Origin of the sequence: Bremerella cremea, assembly GCF_003335505.1 — a bacterium.
GTDB classification, from domain to species: Bacteria; Planctomycetota; Planctomycetia; order Pirellulales; family Pirellulaceae; genus Bremerella; species Bremerella cremea_A.
On record NZ_QPEX01000046.1, the window covers coordinates 1 to 18,967 of the forward strand.

Here is an 18,967-nt window from a genome sequence, read left to right on the forward strand (position 1 = left end):
TCAAGTGGTTTTCACGAACCCAACGAACCCAAAAGTGGGACATCCACCAATCACTCAAGCAAGTCACTACCTTATTTATATGAAAAGCCTCTCAGGTCTTACGATCTGAGAGGCTTTTTTTATGCGCCTCCTTAATTACCGTCTTCTCAGCATGCTCTTCTCGTTCGCCAGCTAGACTCGCATTGTCGCTTGATCGGCTGTTCGCTACACTTCTGCCCCCAGCCCTCATGAGGGGCGATTTGCCTTATTCATTTGAAGTCTGTCCACTCCATTCTCCCCGCGAGCCGCTGATGATACGCGCATCAAAAACCGATCAGGCCTGGAAACAGTGGGGCGAAACAGATCCTTACTATGGGGTCATCACCGACGACAAGTTTCGCTCCGATAACCTGGACGAACAATCACGACACGACTTCTTTCAAACCGGCCAGCAAAGCGTCGCTCATGTTCTGCAGCTATGCCGCCAGCACATTCAGCCTAATTTTGAGCCGAAATCCGTGCTCGATTATGGTTGTGGGGTAGGGCGGATGGCACTCGCTTTTGCCCAGCATACGCAACACGTAATTGGAATTGATGTTTCTGAGGGGATGCTAACAGAGGCCCAACTCAATAAAGAACGACTGGGGGTCACGAATATCGAGTTACTCAAGATTGAAGGCACCCAACTTCCTACCGATAAGAAATTTGATCTCGTCCACTCGTACATTGTGCTTCAACATATCAATCCCCAACAAGGCATCGAGATCTTTCGGCAACTTATCGATAGGATTGCAGAGGGGGGCATCGGGGCGATTCAGCTCGCCTACTCTCACGAAAAATTCGCCTGCGATGACGGGCTCGCTCCTCGTTTACCCTCCCTTCGGACCATTTGGCGGTCAGTCTGGGCAAATTCAATTCTGCGTAGAAAGCTCGGGGCTTTGTTAGGATCTTCCAAGCCCCCGCAGATGCAGATGAACCCATATCAACTCAACAAAATCTTCTTTCTGCTACAAAGCGCCGGCATTCAAGACCTCCATGTCGAGTTCACCAATCATGGTGGCCATCTAGGCACTTTTTTAATCTTCCGGAAACCGGCCTAGTTTGTTTTGCCTTCCGCAAGCTCTTAGCTGCGCAAAGCGTTGATTGCGGGTGGTTGATCTTTTTTGCCATTCTCCCAAGCAGATCGCGACCCTGTGAACGACTCTGCTAGGTAGCTCGCCCCCTAAAAGTTGGCGCACGATTTGCGGCCTTAAGGGGGTATCTCTCGTTCGAACAACGCCTGACTGCCGCTAAGTGCAATCCGCAGAAGGAGCTATCATGCCAGAATCCTTTCCCCCAGATTCGCCCACTTACACCACGCTCAGCAATATTGGTCTCTCTGCGATCATCCTTATCACGCTGGCCGCTTGGTCGTACGCCATGTTTGGCGGTAGTTCTGAGATTCCGATTAATAAGTCGGCGGTTGGCCAGGAAGTTCTCGCCAGAATCGATAAGCAAAGCCCTGCCATCGAAAAAGAAGCAAAAGAACTCACTGCCGAATTAGCTCCGCCACTTGGCGAAGCGATCTATCGACGTGCGCAGCTCGACTCGAACCGCTACCTTCACGAGTTCCAGCAGCAAAGCGGCATCTATTTTGAACATGCGGACCAAATATTCGTGGGCGCAGTGAAAGCCCAGTATCGCGACTACCTCCAAGAACATCGCCAAGTCATTGCGGAAGAGTTCCCAGAGCATGCCGACAAAGAGTCGATTGATCGTTTGATTGCCAAATTCGAGCAAGTCGGCGAAAGCTTGATCGATCGCTATTACCTGAACGATTTCGCCACCGAAGCAGAACGCACAAAGCTGGCCTGGGAGAAAATTCGTCCGCTAACTCCGCCGACCGCAGGCGAACCTTCCTTGGAAGAGCAACTGCTTGAGTACGGCACTGATTGGTCCGTGCTGGCATTTACGGACGAGGCCCAACAACGCGTGATCAACTGACAAGCAACTTCCTTTGTTCTCTCATAAATCGATCTCGCATTCACTCTCCTCCAAGGGGCCAAATCATGCCAGCGAATACCAATAACCACCAAACTCCCAATTCATTCCTCGCTTCCAGCCAATTTACGGCGATCTTGGTTGGCTTGTTCTTGCTGGAACTGGTTGTCATCAGTTCGTTCACGTATTTCAAAGTTCGCGCTGAACTGCAACCAACTCAATTGGTTGATCAAGCAGAAAAAGCACTTCAAGAGAATTATCCTCGAATTCGTCAGCGCGTCACGGAAGAGGTAAAAAAACAAGCACCGCAGATCGCTGAAACGATCAGTAACGAGCTCATCCAATCGACTCCGGAAGCACGACGATGGTTAGAAGAGACCACCCGTCGTCAGCTCGACTATACCTTGGACGAAACCACCCAACTCAGCACGGAAGAGTTTCGCGAACTGCTTCAGGCCCATCACAAGGAAATTGAAACCCTCTTTCAAGAGATCGAGGCGGCCCCCAACGAAACGAAAGAAGTCGTACTCGATTTTGAATCCAGTATCGATAAAAGCTGGGGCATCGACTTGCAGAACCAGGCTCGAAATGCCCTGGAATTACACCGCCGTTTAAATGACAAGCTCGAACGGCTCACCAGTGATGCCCCTCTTGATCCGAAGGAGCTTCTGGAACGTCGCATCGTGCGTATCTTGCGAACCATGGAAGAAGAACGCCTTCCTCAACTGCCAACGCTCTCGCAAACGAATTCGTAGTAATCAAAACAAAACCGCCCCGCTGGAACTCAGCCGGGGCGGTTTTGCTATTGTTGATCACTTGGCGCGCAATCCAAATTTGTTCAGGCGTGCTATCCTCAAGGCCGACCTCAATCTGGAATCAGCAGTGGCTTTAACCACTTCCTTAGTCCAAGGGAGCCGTCAATTGAGGCGTGCCGTGAACCTGGACGCTCGCTTTATGGGGGCCACGATCTAAATGGTATGGCCCGATCGCCTGATCAAAATTCAGCAGCAACACCGTATCATCGGTGGCTTTCAGACGTCGCTCTGGCGTGAACGGCTTTTTGTAAAGCGGCTTGGATGAGATCCGAACTTCATCCACTTGACCGTCAAAGAACGACATCGGCTGGGCACTTCCATCCGGATCCGCCCCGATGAACAGCGGCAAATCATTCGTCTTTCGTTTCCAGCTTGGATCGAGCTCCGTTTGATCGGCCAACTTGCCATCGACGAACAACGATAGCTGTGCGTCATCGCGGACGAAAGCCACGTGCGTCCATTTGCCTGTCGGAACGTCTTCGCTGCTGTGTACCGAGCGGTACTTGCCACCGAGGTGAACACTTGCCGAAGGTTTGCCGTCGTTCAGAAAAATACTGAATTCGCTGCCTTGGGTCTTGGCGATCAGCCCGACACGCTCTGCATAGCTATTGGCGTTGAACCAACCTTCAATCGTGAATGGTCCTTCGGGCAGCTTAAGTTCCGTGGACGCAATCCCCACCGCATCCCCTTCTTCATCCAGAGACAACGCACGATTCGGAGCGTCGTCGTCGATCATTTCTGCATCGATTTGAAACTCCACTGGCGTCGTCGACTCAGGAATAGCGTAGCGGGTTGTTCTTGCCAGGTAGTCTTGAGCTAAGACCAAGTTGATTCCATGGAACGAGTCGTCGATCTTCTCGCCGTTGTAAGCAACACGGAAGGTTACTTTTTGAGACTCGCCTGGCTTGACGTGACCATGCGTATGATTCGGCTCGATACTCCAACGCGAATCGCGGCTGGTTGGTGTCAAAGTGAAATCGATGGGGCGATCGGTCGGATTATTAATCGTCGCGGTCACCTTCCCTTCCATGGGCTCGTTGTCACGAATGACCAACGTGCTCTCGATCTGTGGTTTCTGCTCGGCCAGCTTGATGGCTTGTTGTTGCAGCTCGCCGGTTATTTCTCGCACATTAATCACTTCGCCCACAGGAAAAGCAGCCATGGCGACTTGCTTTGGACGAACGGTTACCAGGTGATATTGATGCAGATATCCGGCTTCCGGGATCTTGCTCGACTGGCCACCGCCAACGGTTGCCAGCGTGACGTACTCGATACCATCCTGGGGATCGTATCGCATATAGTGAATATGGCCAGCGAAAACGGCAGTGACGTTGCCGGTGTCTTTGAGCAGGGGATGCACGCGATCTTTCCAATCGTTTCCGTAACCACCACCTAGCCAGCGGGGATGATGCAGAAAAAGAAATTGATGATCGCAATCTTTGCCTCGCTCTAAGGCTTCCTTAAGAAACGCGAATTGCTCTTCGCTGACTTTCTGAGCCCCAGGCTTACTGAAAGTTTTCTCGCCGGTTTCTGGATCTCCTTCGTCGGAGAAGAGCACGATGAAATTGCAATTCTTGTGCTGAAAAGAATACCACAGCGGACCAAAGTGCATTTCGTAATGCTCTTCGTGTTGCTTCGGCAAAATCTGAGGATCGTTCAGAGGCCGCCAGTAGATGTCATGATTGCCAGCCACCGGAAACCAGGGGCACAGCAGCTCGTTCATGATCGTCTTGAACTCTTTCATCTGCGTCAGCCACTTGTCGGTCTTGTTGTAACCGTTAATCAAGTCGCCAACCGTCATTACCAAGTCAGGCTCAATCAAGTTCACATCGCGCACGGCATCGGCCAAAATGTTGACCCCTTCGTCCGGTCCGCCAGTGCGATCACCGAACACCGCAAAGACAAACGCATCTTCTTCGGTCGGCAGAGGCAGCTTCACATTGCTGGAACGGGTGGTGTAGAAACGCTTGGCGGTTGCCTCTTCAGTACCGTGATGGTGGTTGTGATGATGCAGGTGGCGATCATGCTCGAGAAACGGCGTGGGGTTCGCCTCTTTCTCTTGAGCGATGATCGAGGTAACCGCAAGCAGCCCCATACCGATTGACAAAAACAATAACGTTGCGTGCCGCTTCATATCGTGTGTGCCTTACTTTCTTGGCGAAATTCGCTGTCCAGGTCGTTTGAAACTACCCCGGATGACCTTGATTGTCCAGCGACTTTCGACCGTGCCCACACCTCGCGCCAAGAAACTTCACACTACGCCAACGCAATGTTTGTTGGTCCCCAGTAACAGGTGGTCTAACTACTGGTCATAAGATCGGCCGCTTCTTCGCTGGTGGCGTCTGAGTAGCGATCCACGAGTTGCACGAATTGATCCTTGCAGTTTTCAAAAGCCGTAACCACGTTGGGATCGAAATGCTTCCCGCTATTTTCTCGAATGACCTTCTCGGCGTAATCGGTCGGGTAAGCGTCTTTATAGATGCGCCGCGTAGTCAGCGCGTCGTAAACATCGGCAACTGCCACGATGCGTGCCGAAAGAGGGATATCGGTTCCGCTTAGGCCATAAGGATAGCCGCTTCCATCCCATTTTTCATGGTGCGCTGCCGCAATGTCGCGAGCCATGCGCAGGAAGCGAGCACGCGGAAATTTCTTGAGCGCCGCATCAAGCGTATCGGCCCCTAGAATTGTGTGCTTCTTCATCACCTCGAACTCTTCTGCCGTCAGCTTGCCTGGTTTCAAAAGCACGCCGTCGGGGATGCCTACTTTACCGATATCGTGCAGCGGGCTCGTTTGATAGATCAAGCGAATGAACTCGCCATCGATCACATCGGCGAACTGCGGCATATTTGCCATCGCGCGGGCCAGGCAACGTGAATACTCGCGCACGCGTTCAAGGTGTTCGCCTGTTTCGGTATCACGTGACTCGGCCAGGCGAGCCATCGCGAAGATCACCAGATCGCGCGTTTCTAGTCCGACCAGGCGAATTCCCGCATTAATCCTGGCCAACAGTTCCGGCGGATTAAATGGCTTGACCATGAAATCGTCGGCGCCAGAGGCCATCCCTTCGACGATCTCCTCGTGACGGCCACGACTGGTCAACAAGATGCAGTAGATATAGTGTTCTGTGTAACGTTGACGAATCTCGCGACACAATTCCAAACCATTCATCACCGGCATTTCCCAATCGGTAATCACGATGTGAATCTCGTGTTCGTCTAAGATTTCAAGCGCCTCGCGTCCATCAAACGCGGTGTAGACCAAGAAGTTCTCTAGAGACAAATAATGCTCGATCATCTCCAGAGCAATATCATCGTCGTCGACAACCAGAACACTCGTCTTATTTTCCATGGCTAGGTCGACGCCTCCTCAACGAAACTTCTCTCTAAGAGCTGATTAACCGCTTGCTCACACAACTCAAACTTCTGGTTCAGTTCATGGAGCATGCTTTGGTATCCTTGCGTCTGCTTCTGGCGGCCGGCAAGTTCGATGGTTCCCGCAACTTGGGAAACCGCCTGAGCACCCACATTCGCGGCCATTCCTTTGAGAGAATGCGCCACTTGTACGATCTCTGTCACTGCCCCGGAGTCGACGTTCAGCTGAAGCCGATCAATCTCGGTTCGCGCCTTGACGACGAACTTACCAAGCACACGTTGTATCAACGCATTATCACCACCGCAGCGTTCCTCAAGGTCGGCTAACGCAATCTGATCGGTTACGTCAGCCTCGTCCATGGTGGCCGTTTGCTCAAACGTTTCGGCGGCGGCTGTCGACACAGCCTCGCTGGCCGGTGACTCGTCTGCCGTGTGCGCAGCGATTTGCTGAGAGTGTTGCCGCGTGGGGCGACTCTCGTCGAGTTGCGTGAGGATCACCGAAATGAGTTCCATCCGATTGACGGGCTTCATCACATAGCCATCCATGCCAGCGGCTAGGCAGCGTTCAAGGTCTCCCTTCACCGCTTGCGCCGTCAGGGCCACGATCGGCAAGCCCTGCAGTTGTGGCATCGAAGTTCCGGTTAATCCACGTATCTTTCGTGTCGCTTCGAAACCATCCATTTCAGGCATTTCGCAGTCCATCAACACCAGATCGATTTGATTCTGGGTAACTTGCTCGACTGCCTCACGTCCGTTTTCAGCCAGTACGACCTCGAACCCTTCCGCTGAGAGAATCTCGTTCGCCACAATTCGATTGATCTCGTTGTCGTCTACAACAAGAATCTTTGCCCCAACATGACGCCGGTCGTTGGTGGTGGCTTCGTGTTTTTCATTTTGACGCGGCGTAACGTTCTGGGGACGACGTCCGCCTGAGATGGTTACCAGCAAGTCGAGCAGCCGCGATTGACGGATCGGCTTGGTCAGACATTGCATGTCGAGTTGTTTGAGTTCGTCTTGCGAGATGTTGCGATCGTACGACGTCAGCATCAGCAGCTTTGTCTTTTCCAGTTTGCCATCATGCGATATCCGGCTGGCCAAAGTGAGGCCGTCCATTTCTGGCATGATGTGATCCAAGATCGCTAAATCGAACGGCGTGGCGCGGTCTTGTGCTTCGCCTAGCACTGCCAAAGCACGTTCGCCGCTGCTGGCCGTGGTAACTTCAACGCCCCATAACTGGAGTTGCTCTTTGAGAACTTGCAAGTTCATGTGGTTGTCGTCGACCGCCAACACGCGCAGGCCGGCCACGTTTGGAATAATATCGCACAGGGAACGCTCGACTCCTTGCAGAGGAATGGTAAACCAGAAAGTCGATCCCTTGCCCGCTTCGCTCTCAACGCCAATTTCGCCTCCCATGAGTTCGACCAACTGTTTGCAGATGGCCAATCCCAGACCGGTTCCACCATACTTACGTGTCGTCGACGCATCGACCTGAGAAAACGCTTTGAACAGACGTTCAATCCGACTTTTAGGTATACCAATTCCGGTATCTTCCACCGCAAATCGGATAGTATAGTCCTGCTTGTTATTGCCATCGGCATCGTGCTGGTCGACTGAGATTTGCAGATTCACGCCGCCATGTTCGGTGAACTTAACTGCATTCGAGAACAGGTTTACCAGCACCTGGCGAATGCGTTCTGGGTCGCCCACTACCGTGTTAGGTACGTCTGGGCGAATACAACAGTTGAGCTCTAAGCCGCGTTCTCTTCCTTGCGGCGCGAAAAGCTCAGGCACCGACTCGGCCAGATCGTGCAGGACGAACTCAGACGCTTCAAACTCAATGCCACCAGCCTCGATCTTGGAAAGATCGAGAATATCGTTGATCAGATGCAAGAGCGTTCCCGCCGAGCTTTTTGCCAGATCGACAAAACGCTGCTGGTTATGATCTAAATGGGTATTGGCAAGCAGATCTAAGAACCCAATGATGCCGTTAAGAGGCGTACGAATTTCGTGACTCATGCTCGCCAGAAAGTCACTCTTAGCACGATTTGCCGCGTCGGCCGCATTTTTCTCTTCTTGGTATCGACGCGCTTTACGACGTTCGGTGATATCTTCCACCGTTCCTTCGTAATACAGCAAGTTGCCATCCGAGTCGCGACGGGCTGATGCGTTTTCTGAAACCCACATCGTCTCGCCGTTGGCCCGCCGAATTTCTGACTCGAAACCGACCACCAAGCCATGCTCGTTGATGATTTCGACAAACTCTCTCCGGCGATTCGGCTCGACATAAACCTGGGTAGCAACATCTGCAATTGATTCCGCCAGGCTGGCCAGGCTGTCGAACCCCAACATTCGTGCCAGGGCAGGGTTGGCCGTCATAAATTGGCCTTCTGCAGTCGTTTGATAAATCCCTTCCACAGCATTCTCGAAAATCCCCCGAAAGCGATGTTCGGCTGCGTTACGCTGCTCCATTTCCGATCTAACTCGTGTTAATACACGATTGTATTCTGCGGCAATCTGCCCAACTTCCGTGTGTGGTTCAATGCGAACTGCCTGCGAGAAATCTCCTTGCTCACGATGCTGAGCCATGTTGCTCAACAAATCCATCAAATCCGTACTCGCGCCATGCTCAGAGATATTCAGCCCAGTAAGTTCATGTTCGGCAATGGTCCGAAAGGGAAGTACTTTGTTGACCAGATAGATGAAGGAAAAGCCCCCTCCGAAAGCGACCAGGCAACAAGCCGTGACACCTTTTAACTGCACGAGGAATTGTCCCCAATGGGTCACCCCCTCGCCGAAATGACGCGTGTCTGCCAAAAATGCCAGGGCCAGCGTACCGAAAACTCCGGCACAAGCGTGGGCCGGGAAAGCCCCAATCACGTCGTCAATCTTCAGCCTTGGCAGCAGCTCGGTCACCAAACAACAAATCAAGCCAGCTCCGCAGCCAATCACCACTGCCGCCCAAGGAGCCAAAATATGGCAAGAGGCGGTAATACCAACCAGGCCAGCCACCACACCATTCATGGTTTGCGCTACATCGGGTCGGCGATGAATTCCCCACGAGCAAAACAAACCAGTGAGCCCACCAAACGCTGCGGCCAAGTTGGTGTTAAGCAAGATCAACGGTACTTGGTTATTCATTGCCAGCGTGCTTCCGCCGTTGAATCCAAACCAGCCAAACCACATCAATAAGACGCCGAAGGTTGCCAGGGTTAGGTTGTGGCCATGAATCCCGCCTCGCTCTTTATCGAAGCGGCCCAAACGCGGCCCTAAGACCAATACGGCCGCTAAGGCGACCCAGCCGCCAACCGAATGCACCACGGTTGAGCCAGCCAAGTCGATAAAACCCTCTTTGGCTAACCAACCGGTGGCTACACCTTCGGCCGAGCCTCCCCAAGCCCAATGGCCAAACAGCGGGTAAACAAGGCCGGAGACAAACAACGCAATGATGACATAGCCACGAAAACGAATTCGTTCTGCCACCGCTCCCGAGATGATGGTGGTTGCGGTCCCGCAAAAGACCATCTGAAAGATAAAGAACGCCAGCAACCACGGATCGGTGTCTTCACCGAGAAAGTATCCCGTTGTGCCAAACCAACCGTGATAGCTCGCCCCGAACATGAGCGCAAAGCCAAACGCCCAATACACAGCCGACGAAATACAAAAGTCGACCAGGTTCTTCAGAGCAACATTGAAGCTGTTCTTTGCTCGTACGAGTCCACTTTCCAGCAGACAAAAACCGCCCTGCATCACCATAACCAGGGCAGCGCAGATGAGTATCCAAGCAATATCAAGTTGGGGCAGGGCGGAGGACATGGCAATAATTTTCCCAGATGCGAAGCAGATGCTTACCACGACCGCTCGTTCCGCCAAGACCGAGCAGTAAGCTCAAGTTAGGCTATTGTGAGTCCACCCAATGTGGCCCAACCAGCAATCAGAAAAACGTAGGTTGCAAATAATCTTTACTATCCGGCACCCTAAAACTCGCTGGACAATGTTTGCTCAACTGGTAGACCAGTACATCGAACTGTAGCGATTGCATCAGATATTCAAGATTCGTCGAAGAATGCCCCACAAACTCCATGGGCAATACCGCAATATCGAATAAGAAGTGCACTCACCGAGTACGTTAAATGCGCAAAACCGTATACACCAAGCAGGCGAATCTCTCGCGGTATTAAGATGATGCCGTTCGCAACCAATCGCCCGAAGGCAACCAACGGAAGTTTGCAATACGCGTGTAGCAAACCTAATCAAGACAAGCTGGTGTGCGCCAACATCGATCGTCGTGCGCAGCATAAATCGTCAGAAAACTCTACAGATGGGCCGAGCGTTTACTAAGCCGAAACGGGAATCAACTTTGGTCGCGGAATCTTCACGCCATAGACTCCGCCACTGTTGGCGTATAGCTTACTGAAATCGACTTCCAGAAACTGAAAAAGCTGCGGAGAAGGCTTTTTCATCAGATACTTAGCCGACAGAACCGCCATGTGCTCGTCGTACTCTTTCTGCGAGGAAGAGTGGGCGTAGCAGCGGCCTGGGTGACGACGGATATCTCCATCAAAATTCGGACTTATGTGCCATAGCTCGTGGAAGATGGTGATCATCTTCTCTGAGAAGTCCATGTTCTGAAATCGGGGTAAATAGAAGCTCAGTATGTAGAGCATCTCCCGACCATGCTCGTCGAACAACGTTTGCACACCATATTTACGACCGCGTCGTGTGGTATGCCGCGCTCCTTGCTCGAACCGCATCGGAGTGAGCGTAGCAAAAATCCCGTGACTAGAATCAACCCTAGCCTGAACCATGGCCACAGCGACACGGCTCATATCGATATGGGATAGCTCAGGCATTCGCCCAACCATATCATTCACTAGCAACCGCATGGCATAGGTAAAATCAAAACCACGGCGACCAACGGACTGTTGCAAACGAACCCGCCCAAGCGAAGACTTCACAGCCACACGCCCAGGCTTTCTCGCCGCTGCCTTTGCGGAAACCGTCGACTTCTTTCGCTTCGGGCTTGACGATCGCTTCACTGACAACCCATCCATAAAAAAACCGCTATACCTTGCCAAGTATAGCGGTTTCGTTTGTTCGCGGCGACGTGAATTGAAGCGGATTAACCTTCCTGCTTCTTTTCCTCGGTAGCTTCTTCAGCCGGAGATTCTTCCGTCTGGTTTTCAGCCACTTCACCTTCCGGTGCAGCTGCCTCTTCGGCTGGAGCCGCAGGTGCAGGTGACGCTTCTTCGTCACTATCGAACGCAGGACGTTCGGCTTCGGTCTTCACGCGATCTCGTTCGTTACCTACGAATTCGAGAATGGCCTGCATCCCAGCATCACCCAAACGTGGCTTGGCCAGTTTGAGAATGCGAGTATAGCCACCATCACGGTCAACAAAGCGTGGTGCCACTTCGTCGAACAGGATTTCAACGGCACGTTGATTCCCTAACAAAGCAACAGCGCGACGGCGGGCAGCAAGAGCAGGAGCCATCGCGGCATTCCACTTTTGCCAATCTTCGCTTTCACGCCACTTGCGATATTCATCGGTCGCTGGCTTGGCAGTCGTTGCGTACTGCTGCGCTTCCTTCAAGTGCGGCAACGCACCCTTAGCGATCGTAATGACCTTCTCAACGTAAGGACGAAGTTCTTTCGCCTTTTGTACGGTCGTCACGATACGACCTTTGATCTTCGGAGTGTTATGACCGGTCGACGGCGTATCCGAAGGAAGGTAGTCGCTATAGAGGTAATAGCTTTCGTTGACATCATCAGGACGTTCTGTCAGCAATAAACTGCTAGCCATGTTGCGGAACAGGGCCTTGCGGTGGCTGGACGAGCGTCCGAGTCGTCGACCTTTTTTGAGGTGTCGCATGGTACTTATTCGTGCTTAACGAGTGCCAAACTTGGCAAGTGTCTTTTGGGGAATCCTGGAACGGTTTAGTGCATCGGGCTGGCGGCCGGAGGCACTCGCATACCGAGATGCAAGCCGTATTCCTTCAGCTTCTCGCGAACTTCAGTCAGAGTCGTTTCACCGAAGTTACGGACTTCCATTAATTGATCTTCGGTACGGCGAACCAAGTCGCGAACCGTGTGGATGTTTTCCGATTCGAGACAGTTACCGGCTCGAACGGAAAGATGCAATTCGGCGAGGCTCATATTCAGCTTCGCTTCCATCACCGGGTCCAACCCGCTAGGAGTTGAACGACTCGGCATGTTGATGGTGGCGCCCAATTCGTTGTATTGAACGAATGGATTGAGATGCTTCCGCAAGATCTTGGCGGCTTCCACCAAGGCCATTTCCGGATGAGCCGAACCATCAGTCCAAATCTCAAGGATCAAGCGATCATAGTTCGTCTTCTGACCAACACGCGTTTCTTCCACGGTGTAACGAACACGTGTTACCGGGCTGAACACTGCGTCAACCGGGATAATACCGATTTCGTGTTCCGCCGAACTGTGTTCGGTCGAAGGAACATAGCTACGGCCCGACTCGACGACCATTTCCATCATGAATGGAATTTCGCCGGTGACGGTGCAGATGTGCAAATCTTTGTTGATGATTTCGACATCAGGATCGCATTGGATGTCGGCACCGGTGATCTCGCAGGGACCCTGCTTTTCGATCGTGATGACCTTAGTCATCTCCGAATGCTTCTTCACAACCACCGACTTGATGTTCAGGACGATGTCGGTCATGTCTTCGACAACGCCTGGGATGCTTGTAAATTCGTGCTGAGCGCCACGGACTTTAATTTGCGTAACGGCTGCGCCCTCGAGGCTCGAGAGCAAGATCCGACGCAAGCTATTTCCGATCGTAGCACCAAAACCGCGTTCAAACGGTTCAGCGATGAACTTGCCGTAATTGGAGGAGAGGGTCTCGGTTTCGCAAGTGACCGCACTCGGCAATTCCAGCCCACGCCATCGAATATGCATAGTTCGCTCCGTTATGTTCCGTGCTGCTATGAGTGTGTCTTGGGATTCGGCTAAGCCGTATCTACCTTCGAGGATATCGCGATCTTAGACGCGACGCTTCTTCGGAGGACGGCAACCGTTGTGCGGGATTGGGGTACAATCTTCGATTGACTTGACCGTCAAACCGGCAGAAGCCAATGCCGTGATTGCACTTTCGCGACCACTGCCAGGTCCGTTCACTCGGACGTCAACTTCCCGCAGACCGAACTTCAATGCCTTTTCAGCAGCTTGCTGAGCGGCACACTGCCCGGCGAACGGAGTGCTTTTGCGGCTTCCCTTGAAGCCGCAAGTTCCGGAGCTCGCCCAGCACAGCGTATCACCCTTGCTATCGGTGATGGTCACCTGGGTGTTGTTGAAGGTTGCCTTAATATGAACAACCCCTTGCTGAACGTTACGTCGCGTCTTTCGCTTTACGACCTTAGCCACTTAACTATCTCCCACCACGACGGGTGCAGCATTTCGCGGAATGATTTTGATGTGCTTATATTGCTAAGTGCGAAACCAAATGCTAATTAGTTTCGCACTACTAAGGATTAACGGAGATCCTTCACGCCCTTCTTACCGGCGACGGTCTTCTTCGGTCCCTTACGGGTACGAGCATTGGTACGAGTCCGTTGACCACGAACCGGAAGACCACGTCGATGACGAAGACCGCGGTAGCAGGTGATGCGATTGAGACGCTGAATGTTCTGCGAAAGTTGGCGGCGAAGAGGACCTTCAACCGTGTATTCACTTTCCAGCAGACCAGCCAAGCGGCTCAATTCATCTTCATGAATTTCGGAAGCAGGCCGATCTTGATCGATACCTACCTTCACGCAAAGTTCGCGTGCAACAGCCGGACCGACGCCATACAAGTACGTCAGGCTAATCCAGGTTTTTTTATCGTTGGGAATGTCCACACCGAGCAAACGTGGCATGGTGATCTCCTGTGGCGACCCATCGGGGCCAAATATCGAAAATGTATTATGCTAGGGATTGCGAACAGAAAGCTGATGTTTCGTCAGCCCGAACCGGGCGACCTCAAAGATTTGAAGAAACACCGTGGCATGGGAGAAACAATTGCCGGCCGTCCACCATTTAACCTTGGCGTTGCTTATGGCGTGCGTTTTCGCAAATGACGTATACTCGACCGCGACGGCGGACGACTTTGCATTTGTCGCAAATACGCTTAACGCTGGCTCTTACCTTCATGACTCTCTACTTCCAAACCTTGGGCGTTGGGGAAGCGGGACAGTATACCCGACTTCCTTAAATAGTGACAAGGGGCGAGAATGGGAAAATCTTTCGATTTCACGCCCAAATCACGCCATTCCTCTTGACCAACCGGTTTCCGCTGTCCATTTTTGCTTCGGTCGACGACCTACGAAGGGTCTTCGCCGGTCAAAATTCGCACTCCGCTGCTGGTCAAAGCCAACGTGTGCTCGAAATGGGCAGTCAAGCTCTTATCTTTGGTCGATAGGGTCCATCCGTCGGAATGGAGATACAAATCTTGTCGCCCTACGGCCACCATTGGCTCAACCGCCAATACCAGCCCGGGACGAAGATCGAAATCTCCGTTCTTCCTAAATTCTCGCGAATCGTAATTGGGAACCTGAGGGTCCTCGTGCATCGTTTTCCCAATTCCGTGCCCTACGAGCGTCGTAATCACGGAAAAACCTGCCGATTCGACCTCGTGCTGCATTTCTTTAGCAACCTGGCTCCACCGTTTTTTCACCGGTAGAAGCTCAATCGCGATCTGCAGGGCACGCTCCGTTATCTCTAACAGCTTGGCGGCTTCGTCACTAATTGTCCCGACGGCATAAGTCCAAGCCGAATCGCCGCACCAGCCGCCGATCTTCGCGCCAGTATCGACACTGACCACGTCCCCTTCCTTCAGCACGCGATCGCCAGGTATTCCATGTACGACTTCATCGTTCACCGAGATACAGGTCGCCGCCGGGAAAGGGACCTTCCCTGGGACCCCTTTAAACAACGGAATCGCTTCCGCGTCGGCAAACAAATCATCTACCGCTTTATCAAGTTCCCCAGTGGTAATACCTGGTCGGATGAGCGCGGCAACCGTTCGATGCGCCTGGCGAACAAGCTGGCCAGCGACTTGCATCTTCTCGATCTCGCGCTGCGAGCGAAGCGTGATCATGCCTTCTTGTCTTGTTGAACCTTCTTGAGAACCGCGAGAATCCGCTCAAATACCTCGTCGACGGTGCCTAACCCGTCGATCCGATGAAGCACTTGCTGGTCGTGGTAATACTTAATCAGTGGCGAAGTCATGTCATCATAAACTTCCATCCGCTTGCGGATCGTCTCATCGTTATCGTCGCCGCGATCTTCCTTCTTGGCACGGTCCATCAAACGACGAAACAGCTCGTCCTCGTCCACCGTGAGGTTCAAGACGGCATCAATGGCTTCATCATCCACAGCCAAAGCTAAGTCAAGCGAAGCGGCCTGGGGGAGCGTGCGAGGAAACCCATCCAGCAAATAACCATTGCGGCAATCGGGCTGGGCCAAACGTTGACGCACCAATTGAACCACAATCTCGTCTGCGGCGAGGCGCCCGCCTTCCATCTGGGCAGCAACTTTCAGCCCTAGATCTGTCTTCTGGCGAATCGCTTCGCGAAGCATCTCGCCGGTTGAAATGTGCGGAATGTAAAGCGAATCGACTAGCTTATGGGACTGTGTCCCTTTTCCGACACCAGGAGGTCCAAGAAAGATAATCCGCATAACACAACCGCAGCCTTGGCAGGGCTTCAGTAATCTAGGGAGATCACGTCAGCCGAAGTCAAAAAATCGAAATCACCTTCCAGTGGGTTGCGGAAGGTGAAACGCGCCGCCGGAGCGATTGGGTTAGCCTTCAATGAGGCCCTTATAGTTTCGCATCACCAGGTGACTATCGATCTTTTGGACAAGATCAAATGCCACGCTCACGGCGATAAGCAAACCGGTACCACCATAGAAGCTGGCCACCTGAGGAGAAACCCCCAACCAAGCGGAAACAATGGTTGGAATAATGGCGACCAAGGCCAAGAAGCCTGCCCCCACGTAGGTTATCCGAACCATTACCTTTTCCAAGTATTCTTCCGTACGACGGCCTGGGCGGTAGCCAGGAATGAACGAACCGAAGTTCTTCAGATTCTCAGATACGTCCTTCGGATTGAAGGTAATTGCCGTCCAGAAGTAACAGAAGAAGTAAATCAACGCGATGTAACACGCCACATAGAGAAAGCTTTGCCCACGAGCAAAGACATCCGCCAGGTTATTAAAGATGGCCCAGTTGGTATAACGACCGGCAGCCTGGAAAACAAACTGCGGGAACAGGAGCAAGCTACTGGCAAAAATGATCGGCATCACGCCAGCTTGATTGATTCGCAGTGGTAGGAACTGTCGTGTACCGCCATAGACTCGGCGACCACGAACATGCTTGGCGCTCTGCATCGGAATCTTGCGTTGTCCTTGCATGATGAATACCACTCCGGTAATCACCCCGACGAACACAACCGTCAAGACAATAATATGTTCGATGCCAACTTCGCCGGTAGCAAAGTTTGTTAGCTCAGGCTTTGCGTTATAAAGCAACTCAAGCAGTGCCGGTGGCATTTGAGCGAGAATACCCGCCATGATCAAGAGACTGATGCCGTTACCGATGCCAAACTCGTCGATCTGCTCGCCAAGCCACATCAGGAAAACGGTGCCGCAAGTCATGATCGCCACGGCGACGACCGCCCAGCCCCAATAAAGGCTCTTATCGAGGTTGGCAGGATCACTTGACGTCCAGAACGCCTGGTTCACGATGCTGTTTCCATCCTCACCGACAGCAGCCATCGTGGCTAGATAGAAATAACTTTGTACTATACATAACGCCACGGTTGCGTAGCGGGTGTATTCATTAATCTTCTTCCGACCTGTCTCCCCCTCCTTCTGCAGCTCTTCCAACGGCTTCCAAACGGTGCCGAGAAGCTGAAAGATAATCGAGGCAGAGATATAGGGCATAATGCCCAAACCGAAGATGGTGACCTGATTAAGGGCACTTGCACTAAACACCGAAACTTGCTGAAGCAAGTCCGAGACCGTGCTGTTGCCTTGCTGCGCAAACATCTTTTGCAGCTCTAACTGGTCAATCATCGGCAGAGGAATCTGCGAGCCGATACGAAAGACGGCTAGCAGAAAGATTGTCAGCCCAATCTTCCGACGCAGTTCAGGAATCGTGAAGATGACGCGTACTTTTTCCAGCATGACAATCTAACCTGAGATGTGGCTAATCCGATTGAAGCCCTGCGAGAGGCCTGACATTGGGAGCAATTCGTAAGAACTGCAGGGATAGGAGAATGTACATCATTTTGCCTATCCCCTGCCAGACCAGCCAGCAGCAAGATGCACGGTGGTTTGCAACTAAGCCGCTACTTAGCTATTCTCTTGCTTCGCTTGTTCCTTCTTTTCCGCGACGGTCACGCGACGGACCACCGTGGTGCAGGTACCACCGGCCTTTTCGATCTTTTCCTTGGCCGAAGCACTGAAGCGGTGAGCTTCCACAGTCAACTTCTTGCCGAGATCGCCGTCGCCAAGGATCTTGACTTCGTCGAAACGACGCTTGCAAAGACCTTTAGCCTGGAGCGTTTCGGAATTGACTGTGTCACCATCGTTGAACAACTCGTTGAGGTCCTTGATGTTGACACAAGCAACCGTTACGGCCCACTTGTTGTTAAAACCGCGTTTAGGCACATGGCGTACGATGGGTGTCTGACCACCTTGGAAGGTAGCACGGTTCGACCAGCCAGCACGGCTGCGAGCACCCTTGTGACCACGCTGAGAAGTTTTACCCCAACCGCTACCGGTACCACGACCGATCCGTTGGCGACGCTTGTTCTTCTGAACGCCTGAATTGATTTCGTGCAAACTCATTAGACGGCCACTCCTCGCAGGCGTTGAATTTCATCCTTGGTTCGCAACTGTTCCAACGCGTTCATGGTGGCTTTCACCAGAACGACAGGATTGGTCGAACCGAAGCTTTTGGTAAGCACGTCATGAAGACCAGCTGCTTCACAGACAGCACGCACCGAGGCGCCAGCGATGATACCGGTACCTGGGTGAGCGGGAAGCATGATGACCTGGCCGGCACCAAAACGACCGATGACCTGGTGAGGAATGCTTCCCTCGATCACAGGAACTTGAATCATCTTACGTTCGGCTTGCTTAACGGCCTTTTGGACACTAGGCGGCACTTCGTTTGCTTTGCCATAGCCCCAACCAACGCGTCCCTTACCATCGCCGATGACGACCATCGCAGCAAAGCTGAAACGACGACCACCTTTGACCACGGCAGCACAGCGTTTGATCTTGACGACCTTTTCGACGAATCCGCCCTTGCCAGAATCTTTCGCCACAGTATTGGCTCTCCCGTTTGGATGTTGCTATCTCTTGCGGAGTTAGCAGTTCCCAACGCTGTTAGTACTTTTGTTCGATTTAGAAGTCCAAACCACCTTCGCGGGCCGCGGCGGCAAGTGCTGCCACTCGACCATTGTAACGAAAGTGGCCACGATCGAAGCACACCTGCTTCAATCCAGCTGCCAGGGCCTTTTCCGCGATCGCTTTACCAATGGTGGCAGCAGCTTCGCAGTTACCGGCGGATACATCACTACGCAGATCTTTGTCTCGCGAGGAGGCCGACACCAAGGTTCGACCTGCTTCGTCATCGATAATCTGGCAGTAAATGTGATTGTTACTGCGGAAAATCGTTAGCCGAGGGCGTTCTGCATTGCCGCGAGCCTTCCGACGGACGTGATTACTCCGACGCTTTCGCTGCTTCGCGATAAATTTTTGTTTGTTCACGACTCTATTAGCCTCGTAGGTGTCTGTGGCCAG

General features: G+C 52.5%; 18 protein-coding genes. 3 read left to right on the forward strand and 15 right to left on the reverse strand.

What is annotated here, in order from left to right; translation table 11 throughout:
- Positions 1 to 290: 290 nt before the first annotated feature.
- From DTL42_RS23695 to DTL42_RS23705, 3 genes are all read left to right on the forward strand, one after another.
- Positions 291 to 1,079 (forward strand): class I SAM-dependent methyltransferase, encoded by a 789-nt coding sequence (locus DTL42_RS23695; protein ID WP_158545531.1) that lies wholly within the window; start codon positions 291 to 293, stop codon positions 1,077 to 1,079.
- A gap of 217 nt (positions 1,080 to 1,296) precedes the next feature.
- Positions 1,297 to 1,962 carry a hypothetical protein gene (locus DTL42_RS23700; protein WP_114372979.1) on the forward strand — a complete coding sequence of 222 codons (666 nt, stop codon included), beginning with the start codon at positions 1,297 to 1,299 and terminating at the stop codon, positions 1,960 to 1,962.
- 65 nt (positions 1,963 to 2,027) lie between these two features.
- On the forward strand, positions 2,028 to 2,714 hold the full coding sequence (locus DTL42_RS23705) for a hypothetical protein (RefSeq protein ID WP_114372981.1): 687 nt from the start codon (positions 2,028 to 2,030) through the stop codon (positions 2,712 to 2,714).
- A 145-nt stretch (positions 2,715 to 2,859) separates the two neighbouring features.
- Here the strand turns inward: DTL42_RS23705 and DTL42_RS23710 are convergent, their stop codons facing one another.
- The 15 genes from DTL42_RS23710 to rplR all read right to left on the reverse strand — a co-directional run bounded on the left by DTL42_RS23710 (position 2,860) and on the right by rplR (position 18,934).
- Positions 2,860 to 4,908, reverse strand: coding sequence for a LamG-like jellyroll fold domain-containing protein (locus DTL42_RS23710; RefSeq protein WP_114372983.1), 2,049 nt, complete (start codon positions 4,906 to 4,908; stop codon positions 2,860 to 2,862).
- Positions 4,909 to 5,072: 164 nt separating this feature from the next.
- Complete coding sequence (locus DTL42_RS23715) at positions 5,073 to 6,122, reverse strand: HD-GYP domain-containing protein (protein ID WP_114372986.1); 1,050 nt, start codon at positions 6,120 to 6,122, stop codon at positions 5,073 to 5,075.
- 2 nt (positions 6,123 to 6,124) lie between these two features.
- On the reverse strand, positions 6,125 to 9,958 hold the full coding sequence (gene amt, locus DTL42_RS23720) for an ammonium transporter (RefSeq protein WP_114372988.1): 3,834 nt from the start codon (positions 9,956 to 9,958) through the stop codon (positions 6,125 to 6,127).
- A gap of 521 nt (positions 9,959 to 10,479) precedes the next feature.
- On the reverse strand, positions 10,480 to 11,181 hold the full coding sequence (locus DTL42_RS23725; RefSeq protein WP_234824345.1) for a putative metallopeptidase: 702 nt from the start codon (positions 11,179 to 11,181) through the stop codon (positions 10,480 to 10,482).
- Positions 11,182 to 11,264: 83 nt separating this feature from the next.
- The gene (locus tag DTL42_RS23730) at positions 11,265 to 12,014 is read right to left on the reverse strand and encodes a bL17 family ribosomal protein (protein WP_114372990.1); all 750 of its coding nucleotides are present in this window, start codon (positions 12,012 to 12,014) and stop codon (positions 11,265 to 11,267) included.
- Between the two features lie 65 nt (positions 12,015 to 12,079).
- Complete coding sequence (locus tag DTL42_RS23735; protein WP_114372992.1) at positions 12,080 to 13,075, reverse strand: DNA-directed RNA polymerase subunit alpha; 996 nt, start codon at positions 13,073 to 13,075, stop codon at positions 12,080 to 12,082.
- Positions 13,076 to 13,159: 84 nt separating this feature from the next.
- Positions 13,160 to 13,540, reverse strand: a complete 381-nt coding sequence (rpsK, locus tag DTL42_RS23740) for a 30S ribosomal protein S11 (protein ID WP_114372994.1) — start codon at positions 13,538 to 13,540, stop codon at positions 13,160 to 13,162.
- Between the two features lie 107 nt (positions 13,541 to 13,647).
- On the reverse strand, positions 13,648 to 14,031 hold the full coding sequence (gene rpsM / locus DTL42_RS23745) for a 30S ribosomal protein S13 (protein WP_114372996.1): 384 nt from the start codon (positions 14,029 to 14,031) through the stop codon (positions 13,648 to 13,650).
- Between the two features lie 160 nt (positions 14,032 to 14,191).
- Positions 14,192 to 14,305, reverse strand: coding sequence for a 50S ribosomal protein L36 (gene rpmJ / locus DTL42_RS23750; protein ID WP_105330843.1), 114 nt, complete (start codon positions 14,303 to 14,305; stop codon positions 14,192 to 14,194).
- 169 nt (positions 14,306 to 14,474) lie between these two features.
- Complete coding sequence (gene map / locus DTL42_RS23755) at positions 14,475 to 15,251, reverse strand: type I methionyl aminopeptidase (protein WP_114372998.1); 777 nt, start codon at positions 15,249 to 15,251, stop codon at positions 14,475 to 14,477.
- Positions 15,248 to 15,832, reverse strand: coding sequence for an adenylate kinase (locus tag DTL42_RS23760; protein WP_114373000.1), 585 nt, complete (start codon positions 15,830 to 15,832; stop codon positions 15,248 to 15,250). The genes map and DTL42_RS23760 overlap by 4 nt, the downstream gene beginning before the upstream one ends.
- Positions 15,833 to 15,955: 123 nt before the next feature.
- On the reverse strand, positions 15,956 to 17,341 hold the full coding sequence (gene secY, locus DTL42_RS23765; protein WP_114373003.1) for a preprotein translocase subunit SecY: 1,386 nt from the start codon (positions 17,339 to 17,341) through the stop codon (positions 15,956 to 15,958).
- Positions 17,342 to 17,509: 168 nt separating this feature from the next.
- Positions 17,510 to 18,007 carry a 50S ribosomal protein L15 gene (rplO, locus tag DTL42_RS23770; RefSeq protein WP_114373005.1) on the reverse strand — a complete coding sequence of 166 codons (498 nt, stop codon included), beginning with the start codon at positions 18,005 to 18,007 and terminating at the stop codon, positions 17,510 to 17,512.
- Positions 18,007 to 18,489, reverse strand: a complete 483-nt coding sequence (rpsE, locus tag DTL42_RS23775; RefSeq protein ID WP_114373008.1) for a 30S ribosomal protein S5 — start codon at positions 18,487 to 18,489, stop codon at positions 18,007 to 18,009. Before rpsE ends, rplO begins: the two co-directional genes overlap by 1 nt.
- Positions 18,490 to 18,568: 79 nt before the next feature.
- A complete protein-coding gene (rplR, locus tag DTL42_RS23780; RefSeq protein ID WP_114373010.1) occupies positions 18,569 to 18,934 on the reverse strand; it encodes a 50S ribosomal protein L18 in 366 nt (121 codons plus the stop codon).
- Between the last annotated feature and the right edge of the window lie 33 nt (positions 18,935 to 18,967).

Excerpts from the sequence above, each read along its gene's own strand:
- DTL42_RS23695 (WP_158545531.1), top strand. The coding sequence starts at position 291 with ATGATACGCGCATCAAAAACCGATCAGGCCTGGAAACAGTGGGGCGAA.
- DTL42_RS23700 (WP_114372979.1), top strand. The coding sequence starts at position 1,297 with ATGCCAGAATCCTTTCCCCCAGATTCGCCCACTTACACCACGCTCAGC.
- DTL42_RS23705 (WP_114372981.1), top strand. The coding sequence starts at position 2,028 with ATGCCAGCGAATACCAATAACCACCAAACTCCCAATTCATTCCTCGCT.
- DTL42_RS23710 (WP_114372983.1), bottom strand. The coding sequence starts at position 4,908 with ATGAAGCGGCACGCAACGTTATTGTTTTTGTCAATCGGTATGGGGCTG.
- DTL42_RS23715 (WP_114372986.1), bottom strand. The coding sequence starts at position 6,122 with ATGGAAAATAAGACGAGTGTTCTGGTTGTCGACGACGATGATATTGCT.
- amt (WP_114372988.1), bottom strand. The coding sequence starts at position 9,958 with ATGTCCTCCGCCCTGCCCCAACTTGATATTGCTTGGATACTCATCTGC.
- DTL42_RS23730 (WP_114372990.1), bottom strand. The coding sequence starts at position 12,014 with ATGCGACACCTCAAAAAAGGTCGACGACTCGGACGCTCGTCCAGCCAC.
- DTL42_RS23735 (WP_114372992.1), bottom strand. The coding sequence starts at position 13,075 with ATGCATATTCGATGGCGTGGGCTGGAATTGCCGAGTGCGGTCACTTGC.
- rpsM (WP_114372996.1), bottom strand. The coding sequence starts at position 14,031 with ATGCCACGTTTGCTCGGTGTGGACATTCCCAACGATAAAAAAACCTGG.
- rpmJ (WP_105330843.1), bottom strand. The coding sequence starts at position 14,305 with ATGAAGGTAAGAGCCAGCGTTAAGCGTATTTGCGACAAATGCAAAGTC.
- map (WP_114372998.1), bottom strand. The coding sequence starts at position 15,251 with ATGATCACGCTTCGCTCGCAGCGCGAGATCGAGAAGATGCAAGTCGCT.
- DTL42_RS23760 (WP_114373000.1), bottom strand. The coding sequence starts at position 15,832 with ATGCGGATTATCTTTCTTGGACCTCCTGGTGTCGGAAAAGGGACACAG.
- secY (WP_114373003.1), bottom strand. The coding sequence starts at position 17,341 with ATGCTGGAAAAAGTACGCGTCATCTTCACGATTCCTGAACTGCGTCGG.
- rplO (WP_114373005.1), bottom strand. The coding sequence starts at position 18,007 with ATGAGTTTGCACGAAATCAATTCAGGCGTTCAGAAGAACAAGCGTCGC.